The following is an 846-nucleotide window of genomic DNA, read 5'->3' as shown; positions in this document are numbered from 1 at the left end:
TGTCAACGGCGGCTGAAAACTGACCCCTTTCCGCCGGTTGAAAACTGACCCCCTCGGTCTTCTAGTTCTCTTCGTTGACGGCCGCGGGGACGCGGCCGAGTTCTCGGTTCTTCAGCCGGTAGGAGTCGCCCTTGAGTGCGATGACCTCGGCGTGGTGGACGAGCCGGTCGATCATGGCCGCGGCGACGGTGTCGTCGCCGAAGACCTCGCCCCAGCGGGCGAAGTTCTTGTTGGACGTCACGATCAGGCTGGCGCGTTCGTAGCGGGATGAGACGAGCTGGAAGAACAGGTTCGCTGCCTCGGGCTCGAAGGGGATGTAGCCGACCTCGTCGATGACCAGCACCGGGTAGCGCACCAGTTTGCGGAGCTCGTCTTGCAGCCGGCCGGCGTGGTGGGCCTCGGCGAGCCGGTCGACCCACTGGGACGCGGTGGCGAACAGGACCCGGTGCCCGGCCTGGCAGGCCCGGATCGCGAGCCCGGTGGCCAGGTGGGTCTTCCCGGTGCCGGGTGGGCCGAGCAGGACGACGTTCTCCTTGGCGGCGACGAAGTCCAGGGTGCCCAGGTGCGCGATGGTCTCCCGTTTCAGGCCGCGGGCGTGGTCGTAGTCGAAGTCCTCCAGGCTCTTCCTCGCCGGGAACCGTGCGGCGCGGATCCGTCCCTCGCCGCCGTGGGTCTCGCGCGCAGCGACCTCGCGTTGCAGGCAGGCCGCGAGGAACTCCTCATGGGTCCAGGACTCCTCCCGGGCACGTTCGGCGAGCCGTTCGACCGATTCGCGCAGGGTCGGCGCCTTCAACGCCCGGGTCAGGTACTCCAGCTCACCGGTGACATCGCGACCGGTCCTCGCCG

General features: G+C 68.7%; 1 protein-coding gene. It reads right to left on the bottom strand.

Annotated elements, in window-relative coordinates; translation table 11 throughout:
* Positions 1–61 precede the first annotated feature (61 nt).
* Positions 62–814 carry an IS21-like element helper ATPase IstB gene (istB, locus tag ACYQ0U_RS22740; protein WP_459976160.1) on the bottom strand — a complete coding sequence of 251 codons (753 nt, stop codon included), beginning with the start codon at positions 812–814 and terminating at the stop codon, positions 62–64.
* Between the last annotated feature and the right edge of the window lie 32 nt (positions 815–846).

The sequence above is a fragment of the Nocardioides pyridinolyticus genome (assembly GCF_054653575.1).
The sequence above is the reverse complement of the archived record's forward strand: the minus strand, read 5'-3'. Positions and strand labels throughout refer to the sequence as shown.